This window comes from Streptomyces recifensis (assembly GCF_002154615.1).
In the GTDB taxonomy this organism is placed as follows: domain Bacteria; phylum Actinomycetota; class Actinomycetes; order Streptomycetales; family Streptomycetaceae; genus Streptomyces; species Streptomyces griseoluteus.
Genome location: NZ_MUNH01000446.1, coordinates 1 through 8,360, shown reverse-complemented (window position 1 = coordinate 8,360; position 8,360 = coordinate 1). Strand labels below are relative to the sequence as shown.

11 protein-coding genes, 1 pseudogene and 1 riboswitch are annotated in these 8,360 nt (G+C 72.5%); of the genes and pseudogenes, 6 read left to right on the top strand and 6 right to left on the bottom strand.

Annotated features, from left to right (window positions below):
* The 4 genes and pseudogenes from CCN33_RS22285 to CCN33_RS22270 form a co-directional block, all read right to left on the bottom strand.
* Positions 1-500, bottom strand: a pseudogene (locus CCN33_RS22285) (amidohydrolase family protein); the annotation flags it as partial.
* Positions 493-804: an urease subunit beta gene (locus CCN33_RS22280; RefSeq protein WP_086695307.1), complete on the bottom strand. Its 312-nt coding sequence runs from the start codon at positions 802-804 to the stop codon at positions 493-495. The pseudogene CCN33_RS22285 and the gene CCN33_RS22280, both read right to left, overlap by 8 nt.
* A gap of 11 nt (positions 805-815) precedes the next feature.
* Positions 816-1,118: an urease subunit gamma gene (locus tag CCN33_RS22275; protein WP_086695306.1), complete on the bottom strand. Its 303-nt coding sequence runs from the start codon at positions 1,116-1,118 to the stop codon at positions 816-818.
* A 162-nt stretch (positions 1,119-1,280) separates the two neighbouring features.
* Positions 1,281-1,571 (bottom strand): type II toxin-antitoxin system Phd/YefM family antitoxin, encoded by a 291-nt coding sequence (locus tag CCN33_RS22270; RefSeq protein WP_086695305.1) that lies wholly within the window; start codon positions 1,569-1,571, stop codon positions 1,281-1,283.
* A gap of 85 nt (positions 1,572-1,656) precedes the next feature.
* On the opposite strand from CCN33_RS22270, the gene CCN33_RS22265 reads away from it, so the two are divergent.
* The 3 genes from CCN33_RS22265 to CCN33_RS22255 all read left to right on the top strand — a co-directional run bounded on the left by CCN33_RS22265 (position 1,657) and on the right by CCN33_RS22255 (position 3,631).
* Positions 1,657-2,283 (top strand): ATP-dependent Clp protease proteolytic subunit, encoded by a 627-nt coding sequence (locus CCN33_RS22265; protein WP_086695304.1) that lies wholly within the window; start codon positions 1,657-1,659, stop codon positions 2,281-2,283.
* Positions 2,284-2,290: 7 nt separating this feature from the next.
* Complete coding sequence (locus tag CCN33_RS22260) at positions 2,291-2,599, top strand: hypothetical protein (protein WP_086695308.1); 309 nt, start codon at positions 2,291-2,293, stop codon at positions 2,597-2,599.
* A 372-nt stretch (positions 2,600-2,971) separates the two neighbouring features.
* A riboswitch (cyclic di-AMP (ydaO/yuaA leader) is annotated at positions 2,972-3,154 on the top strand.
* A 3-nt stretch (positions 3,155-3,157) separates the two neighbouring features.
* Entirely contained in the window at positions 3,158-3,631 is a 474-nt protein-coding gene (locus CCN33_RS22255; RefSeq protein WP_086695303.1) for a C40 family peptidase, read from the top strand.
* Between the two features lie 59 nt (positions 3,632-3,690).
* Here CCN33_RS22255 and CCN33_RS22250 read toward each other — a convergent pair whose 3' ends face one another.
* Both CCN33_RS22250 and CCN33_RS22245 read right to left on the bottom strand, forming a co-directional pair.
* The gene (locus CCN33_RS22250) at positions 3,691-4,161 is read right to left on the bottom strand and encodes an ATP-binding protein (protein ID WP_086695302.1); all 471 of its coding nucleotides are present in this window, start codon (positions 4,159-4,161) and stop codon (positions 3,691-3,693) included.
* Between the two features lie 222 nt (positions 4,162-4,383).
* Positions 4,384-5,514 (bottom strand): 8-amino-7-oxononanoate synthase, encoded by a 1,131-nt coding sequence (locus tag CCN33_RS22245; RefSeq protein ID WP_086695301.1) that lies wholly within the window; start codon positions 5,512-5,514, stop codon positions 4,384-4,386.
* 164 nt (positions 5,515-5,678) lie between these two features.
* On the opposite strand from CCN33_RS22245, the gene bioB reads away from it, so the two are divergent.
* The 3 genes from bioB to CCN33_RS22230 all read left to right on the top strand — a co-directional run.
* Entirely contained in the window at positions 5,679-6,866 is a 1,188-nt protein-coding gene (gene bioB / locus CCN33_RS22240) for a biotin synthase BioB (protein WP_086695300.1), read from the top strand.
* The gene (locus CCN33_RS22235) at positions 6,859-8,136 is read left to right on the top strand and encodes an adenosylmethionine--8-amino-7-oxononanoate transaminase (protein ID WP_086695299.1); all 1,278 of its coding nucleotides are present in this window, start codon (positions 6,859-6,861) and stop codon (positions 8,134-8,136) included. The genes bioB and CCN33_RS22235 overlap by 8 nt, the downstream gene beginning before the upstream one ends.
* Before the next feature lies 1 nt (position 8,137).
* On the top strand, positions 8,138-8,360 hold a 223-nt coding region (locus tag CCN33_RS22230; protein ID WP_167387918.1), incomplete at its 3' end, for an AAA family ATPase.

The following is an 8,360-nucleotide window of genomic DNA, read 5'->3' as shown; positions in this document are numbered from 1 at the left end:
CCGGTGCCGCCGCCGACCAGGGTGGTGACCCCGGAGGACAGCGCCTCGTCGGCGATCTGCGGGCAGATGAAGTGCACGTGGGCGTCGATCGCGCCCGCGGTGAGGATGCGCCCGTTGCCCGCGATCACCTCGGTCTCGGGGCCGATGACGAGGTCGGGGTGGACGCCGTCCATGGTGTCGGGGTTGCCGGCCTTGCCGATGCCGGTGATCCGGCCGTCCCGGATGCCGACGTCGGCCTTGATCACGCCCCAGTGGTCCACGACGACCACACCGGTGATCACGGTGTCCGGGGTGCCCTCGGCGCGGGTGGCGCGGGACTGGCCCATGGACTCGCGGATGACCTTGCCGCCGCCGAACACCGCCTCGTCGCCGGAGGCGCCGGGGCCGCCGGAGCGGTCCTCCTCGATCTCGATGAGCAGGTCGGTGTCGGCGAGCCGGATGCGGTCGCCGGTGGTGGGGCCGAACAGGTCCGCGTAGGCGGCGCGAGAGATCTCAGGCATCGAGGGCACCTCCGGTCTCGCCGCGCAGTCCGGGCACGATCCGGGCGCCGCCGAGGGGGACCAGTTCGACCTCGACGGGGATGCCGGGCTCGAAGCGGACGGCCGTTCCGGCGGCGATGTTCAGCCGCCTGCCGTGCGCGGCGGACCGGTCGAAGTCCAGGCCGGGGTTGGCCTCGGCGAAGTGGTAGTGCGAGCCGACCTGGACGGGCCGGTCGGCGGCGTTGAGCACGGTGAGCCGGGTGGACTCGTGCCCCTGGTTGTAGACGACCGGGCCGTCCGCGAAGAGCACCTCTCCGGGAATCATCGCGGGCCCCCTCAGACGATCGGGTCGTGGACGGTGACCAGCTTGGTGCCGTCCGGGAAGGTGGCCTCCACCTGGACGTCGTGGATCATCTCGGGGATGCCCTCCATCACGTCGTCCCGGGTGAGGACCTTGCGGCCGGAGGACATCAGCTCGGCGACGGTCCGGCCGTCGCGGGCGCCCTCCAGGATGTGCGACGTGATGAGCGCGACCGCCTCCGGGTGGTTGAGCCTCACACCGCGGGCCCGGCGCCGCTCGGCCACGTCGGCCGCCACATGGATCAGCAGTCGCTCTTGCTCGTGCGGGGTCAGTTGCACGTCCCACCTCACAGTCCTCGCTCCGGACCGTGCGGGGCCCGGTTGCCGCGGCCACGGCTCGGGGCGGCTCGTGCGGAGAAACCCCTGGTGGCGTGGGAGCGAAGGCTAGTTCGCCGGCGTTTCGGCGACGTTAACCGGCGCGCTCTCGGCGCGCCTTGGCCGTCAGGTGGCGCCGGGGCGGCGGTGCTCGGCCGCGATGCCGAAGCGCTGCCGCTCCCGCGGCGGGGAGGCGGAGACCTCACGGACGCCGGAGACGGAGCTGATCACCTGCTCGTCCCCCTCCGCCGGCTGTGCGTCGAGCGCTTCGAGACGCTCCAGGTCGGCGGCGGATACCAGTGCGACGAGCGGTTTGCCGTGCCGGGTCACCACGACCCGCTCACTGCCGTAGACCACCCGGTTGATCAGGTCGGCGAGCTCAGCCCTGGCTTGTGTCACCGGAATCTCGTAGGCCATGACCCCATTCTAACGTCACGTACGTCATGTACATTTTTTACAGAAGCGGGGCCGCAGTGGTCCCGCCGCTCAGGAGGGGTGTGCCATGACCCGATCGAACGCCCGACATGTCCTGCCCGAGTTCACCGAGCGCGACGGAGGGGTCCGCCGCACGCTCGACCCGTACGCCAAGCTGTTCGAGCACCGGATCGTGCTGCTGGGCACACCGCTCGACGACGCGGCGGCCACGGATGTGATCGCCCAGCTGATGCAGCTCGAACACGCCTCCCCGGACCGGGACATCACGCTGTACCTGAACTGCCCCGGCGGCGACTTCCACGCCATGACGGCGGTGTACGACACGATGCGCTACGTCGGCTGCGACGTGGAGACGTACTGCCTGGGCCAGGCCGTCTCGGTGGCCGCCGTGCTGCTCGCGGCCGGGGCGCCCGGCAAGCGGTTCGCGCTGCCCGGCTCGCGGGTGGTGCTGCGCCAGCCGGAGCTGGCCGAGCCGGTGCGGGGGCAGCCCAGCGATCTGGAGATCAAGGCGGCGGAACTGGTCCGGACCCGGGAGCTGATGGAGGAGCTGCTCGTCCGGCACACCGGCCGGGACGCCGCCACCGTCCACGCCGAGTTGGAGCGCGAGCGGGTGCTGGACGCCACCGGCGCCCTGGAGCACGGCCTGGTCGACGGGATCGTGGGCGCCCGTGCGAACCTGCCCGGCGGCCGGTGAGCCGCCCTTGCTGCCGGAGGAGCTGCCGCCGCTGCCCGCGCTGACCCGGGCCGAGGGCGAACTGATCGACCGTTACCTGGAGGCGGCCGACCTGCTGGGCCGGATCAACCCGGCCCGGCACGGGGACACATACCGGGCGCTGAGGGCCGCGCAGGCGCTGGTGCGCACGGCGGCCGCACTCCGCGACGCGCTCGCGCTGATGCACGAACGGGGCGAACAGGAGCTGTACGGGGGCACGCTGGCACACGCCCTGCGGGTGCTGGACGGTGAACGCCGGACCGCGCGCGTCGCGCTCCCGCCCGATGCCGTCGGCTGACCCGGACACCGCCGTCGGCCGAACGGGGCCCGGCATGTCGTCCGCCGAGCCGAAACGGGCCGAACGTGCTACCGCCGACCGGTGTATCTCCGGGGCCGTTTCCGGGCCCGCCGAGTTGCGCGCCACGCGCCCGGCGGGCCGCCGCACGGCCGTCGAAGCCCAGGTCCGGGGCTGTGGAGGGGAGTTGACGGCGACTCGGACACACCTCTGTCCACCCGAACGGGTGAGTGGTGAGTAACGCCACAAACCCCCGGTTCCATTGGGATTTTCGGACAGGAGTGGGCCAAGATCCCTCACTGACGACAAGACCCCGCCACAACGGCGGGGCGCATCCGGGCGGACGCCGAGTCCTGCCGCCACCCGGATGACCGGTCGACAGAAGTGCATCGGCAGGAGTGGAGGACCCGAGCAAGCCGGGTCGCCGGGACGGATGTCCGCGAGCAGCGGACGATCGTGCCGAGCAACCCTTGGGGTGAAGCCGTGGTGACACGGCCGGGCAACTTCGCCAGCCCGAATCCGACAGGTCATCCTTCACAGGCGGCTGACGAAGGGTTGCGCATGACTGCGCTCAATCGTGTCCCGTCGCTGATGGCTCGGGCCGGCACCGCCTCGGCCCTCACCCTCGCCGCCGTGGGCGGCTCCATCATGGTGCCGGGGCTGGCCACCGACGCCTCCGCCGCGACCACCGCGTCGAAGGCACTGAAGGTCGCGGCGTCCAAGAAGGGCGCCCCCTACCGCTACGGAGCCACCGGGCCGGGCCGGTTCGACTGCTCGGGCCTGACGCTGTACTCGTTCAAGAAGGCCGGCAAGAAGCTGCCGCGCACGGCCGCGCAGCAGTACAACAAGACGCACCACATTTCCTCGAGCCGCCGCAAGGCCGGTGACCTGGTCTTCTTCCACTCGGGGTCCAGCGTCTACCACGTCGGCATCTACGCCGGTAAGGGCAAGATCTGGCACGCGCCGAAGACCGGGGACGTGGTGCGGCTCCAGAAGATCTGGACCAAGAGCGTCTGGTACGGCCGGGTCAACTAGCGAGGCGGCCGGGAGCGGTCTCCGCGGGCGTACCCACGCCCCCGAGGCCGTTCCCGGACTCAGCGGGCCGGAGAGGGCTCCGGGCGGGCCGCGGCGGGCCGCGGCCGGCTCGGGACGCACCAGGGCAGCTCGACGAAGACCGTCTTGCCGCCCTCACGGGTCGGGCGGACCCGCAGCTTGCCGCCGCACTCGACGGTGAGACACCGGATGATGGCCATGCCGCGGCCGTTGTCCTGGGCGACGGCGGCCGGGAGTCTCTTCGGCATCCTCGGATGGCTGTCCGTCACGCCGATGAGCAACAGCTCGTCGCGGGCCAGTACGACGTCCACGGTGAAGGTGGGCGACTGGCCCCGGGTGTGCTGGACGGCGTTGGTGGCCAGCTCGGAGACGATGAGGCGCACGGTGTCGGTGACCTCGTCGTCCGCGGGGAGCCCCCAGCTCACCAGGGTGCCCACCACGTAGGACCTGGCCGTGCGGACCGAGGCGGGATCGCTCGGCAGAGTGACGGATGCTTCCAGATGGTCTGCCATGGCGAAGTCGTCCCTTTCCCACGGGCGGCCCGCCGACCTTCCACGGGCCGCGCGACGACGCGGGGCGGAGGATTCGGGCACGGTCCCGCTCTGGTGCCTGCACGTCAGCCTGCCATTACGGAAGCGGTCCGGTGAACCAACCCCCCAGATACGCGGACATCTGTCGCTCAACGGGGTGAACTCTGCGACGCGAGACCGTATTTGACGGGGTTTTTCCCGCCCTCAGCAGGGCCGAACGGCGGTGATGACCCTTACGGCCCGCTCGATGTCCGCCACCGACAGGTCCGCGCGGGCGGTCAGCCGCAGCCGGGAGACGCCGTCCGGGACGGACGGCGGGCGGAAGCAGCCGACCGACAGCCCTTCGGTACGGCAGTCGGCGGCCCAGCGTACGGCGGCGTCGGGGGACGGCGCCCGTACGGAGACCACGGCCGCGTCGGGGCGTACCGCCGCGAGGCCCTCGGCGGTGAGCCGGGTGTGCAGTTCGGCGGCGACCGCGCGGACGCGCGCCGGGCGCTCCGGTTCGCGCCGGAGCAGGCGCAGCGCGGCGAGCGCGGCTCCGGCGGCTGCGGGGGCGAGCCCGGTGTCGAAGATGAACGTCCGCGCGGTGTTGACCAGATGACCGATCACCCGCGCCGGCCCCAGCACCACCCCGCCCTGGCTGCCCAGCGACTTGGACAGCGTGGCCGTGGCCACCACGTCGGCCGCACCCGCGAGCCCGGCCGCGTGCGCCGCGCCCCGGCCGCCCTCCCCGAGGACGCCCAGGCCGTGGGCGTCGTCCACGACCAGCCCGGCACCCTGGTCCCGGCAGGCTTCGGCCAGCGAGCGCAGGGGGGCCGCGTCCCCGTCGACGGAGAACACCGTGTCGGAGACGGCGATCGCGTCCCCCTGATGGGCCGCCAGGGCCTTGGTCACGGCCTCCGGGTCGGCGTGTCCCACCACCTGGGTGGTGCCGCGCGCGAGGCGGCAGCCGTCGATCAGGGAGGCATGGTTGCCCGCGTCGGAGACGATCAGCGAACCGTGCGGGCCGAGCGCGGTGACGGCGGCGAGATTGGCGGCGTAGCCGGAGGACAGCACGAGGGCCGCCTCGAAGCCGCAGAACTCGGCGAGTTCGGTCTCCAGGCGGGCGTGCAGCTCCGTGGTGCCGGTGACCAGCCGGGAGCCGGTGGCCCCGCCGCCCCAGGTCCGGGCCGCCGCGGCCGCGCCCTCGACGACCTCGGGATGGCGGGCCAGGCCCAGGTAGTCGTTGCTCGCCAGGTCCAGCAGAGGCGAGTCGGCGGGCCGGGGGCGCAGGGTCCTCAGGAGTCCGGCGCGGCGGCGCGCCTCGGCCTGCTCGTCGATCCAGCCGAACGCCATGGCTCCTCCGGGGGCTTGCTCTGGTGGGCGCTTTTGTAGACAACAGACAGACACTAGCGGCGCGGAGAGCCGCCCATGATGTGGCAATACCCACACGGTGAACCTCTGTCGTTGTGCGAAGTCTCCTTGGCCCGGAGCGGTCGGGTAGGACAGGATCAAGCCTCATGGACCTGCTGAACACGCTGGTGGACAAGGGACTGCGGCGCGAGACGCCGACGCGCGAGGAAGCGCTCGCCGTGCTCGCCACCTCCGACGACGACCTGCTCGATGTGGTGACCGCGGCCGGCAAGGTGCGGCGGCACTGGTTCGGCCGCAGGGTGAAACTCAACTATCTGGTCAACCTCAAGTCGGGCCTGTGCCCGGAGGACTGCTCCTACTGCTCGCAGCGGCTGGGCTCCACGGCGGGCATCCTCAAGTACACCTGGCTCAAGCCCGACCAGGCGTCCGAGGCGGCGGCCGCGGGCCTCGCCGGGGGCGCCAAGCGGGTGTGCCTGGTGGCGTCCGGGCGCGGGCCCACCGACCGGGACGTGGACCGGGTCTCCGACACCATCAAGGCCATCAAGGAGCGCCACGAGGACGTCGAGGTGTGCGCCTGTCTCGGCCTGCTCTCCGACGGCCAGGCGGAGCGGCTGCGGGCGGCCGGTGCCGACGCCTACAACCACAACCTCAACACCTCCGAGGCGACCTACGGCGACATCACCACCACCCACACCTACGCCGACCGGGTGGACACGGTGCACAAGGCGCACGCGGCCGGGCTGTCCGCCTGCTCGGGTCTGATCGCGGGCATGGGTGAGCGCGACGAGGACCTGGTGGACGTGGTGTTCGCGCTGCGCGAGCTGGACCCGGACTCCGTTCCGGTGAACTTCCTGATCCCGTTCGAGGGCACCCCGCTGGCCAAGGAGTGGAACCTCACCCCGCAGCGATGTCTGCGCATCCTGGCGATGGTCCGCTTCGTCTGCCCGGACGTGGAGGTGCGGATCGCGGGCGGCCGTGAGGTGCACCTGCGCTCGCTCCAGCCGCTGGCGCTGCACCTGGCCAACTCGATCTTCCTCGGGGACTACCTGACCAGCGAGGGCCAGGCGGGCAAGGCCGACCTGGAGATGATCGCGGACGCCGGGTTCGAGGTGGAGGGCGCGGACGAGGTGACCCTGCCGGAGCACCGGACGGCGGTGGTCGGAGGCGGCTGCGGGCCGGGCGCGGAACAGACCGGCTGCGGGTCGCACGCCGGGGGCGGCGTCTGCGGTACGGCCCCGGTGGCGGCCGACGCGCCCGCCTCGGCCGAGCCGCGTACCGATCTGGTCGCCGTGCGCCGCCGGGGTGCCGGGACGGACCTCGCGCCCAATGCCTGATCCGGTTACGGCCGAGCTGCTGGAGCTGGACCGGCGGCATGTGTGGCATCCCTACGGTCCGATGCCGGGCCGGAGCGAACCGCTCGTCGTGGAATCGGCGAGCGGGGTCCGGCTGCGGCTGGCGGACGGCGCGGAGCTGGTCGACGGGATGTCGTCCTGGTGGTCAGCGATCCACGGGTACCGCCACCCGGTGCTGGACGAGGCGGCGCGCGAACAGCTGGGGCGGATGAGCCATGTGATGTTCGGCGGGCTCACGCACGAGCCCGCCGTGCGGCTGGCGAAGCTCCTTGTCGACATGTCGCCCGACGGGCTCGAGCACGTCTTCCTCGCGGACTCCGGGTCGGTGTCCGTCGAGGTGGCCGTCAAGATGTGCCTCCAGTACTGGCGTTCGCTCGGCCGTCCCGGCAAGCGGCGCCTGCTGACCTGGCGTGGCGGGTACCACGGCGACACCTGGCACCCCATGTCGGTGTGCGATCCGGAGGGCGGCATGCACGGGCTGTGGTCCGGCGCGCTCCCCCGCCAGGTCTTCGCGGACGCACCGCCCGCCGGCTACGAGGAGGCGTACGCGGAGCATCTGCGGTCCATGATCGAGCGGCACGCCGACGAACTGGCCGCGGTGATCGTGGAGCCGGTGGTGCAGGGCGCCGGCGGGATGCGGTTCCACTCCCCCGCGTATCTGCGCGTACTGCGCGAGGCGTGCGACGCGCACGACGTGCTGCTGGTGTTCGACGAGATCGCCACCGGCTTCGGTCGTACGGGCGCGCTGTTCGCGGCGGAGCACGCGGCGGTCACGCCCGACGTGATGTGTGTGGGCAAGGCGCTGACCGGCGGTTATCTCACACTGGCGGCCACCTTGTGCACCGCGCGGGTGGCCGACGGCATCTCCCGCGGCGAGGTGCCGGTGCTCGCGCACGGGCCCACCTTCATGGGCAACCCGCTGGCCGCCAACGTGGCCTGCGCCTCCGTCGAACTGCTGCTCGGGCAGGACTGGCGGGGTGAGGTCAAGCGGATCGAGGCCGGCCTGCGGGAGGGTCTCGCCGGGGCCGCTGAGCTGCCCGGTGTCCGGGACGTGCGCGTGCTGGGCGCCATCGGTGTGGTCCAGCTCGACCACGAGGTGGACATGGCGGCCGCGACGCGGGCCGCCGTGCGGGAGGGCGTGTGGTTGCGCCCCTTCCGCGACCTGGTCTACACGATGCCGCCGTACGTCACGGACGACGCGGACGTGGCACGGATCGCGCGCGCGGTGTGCGCCGCGGCGCGGGAGGGATGACATGCCGGTACTGGTGATCACGGGCACGGGCACGGAGATCGGCAAGACGATGGTGACGGCCGCCGTGGCGGCCGCCGCCCTCGCGGCCGGCCGCTCGGTGGCCGTCCTGAAGCCCGCGCAGACGGGCGTACGGCCGGACGAGCGCGGCGACGCCGACGAGGTGGCCCGCCTCGCGGGGCCGGTCACGTCCCGTGAACTGGCCCGCTACCCCGACCCCTTGGCTC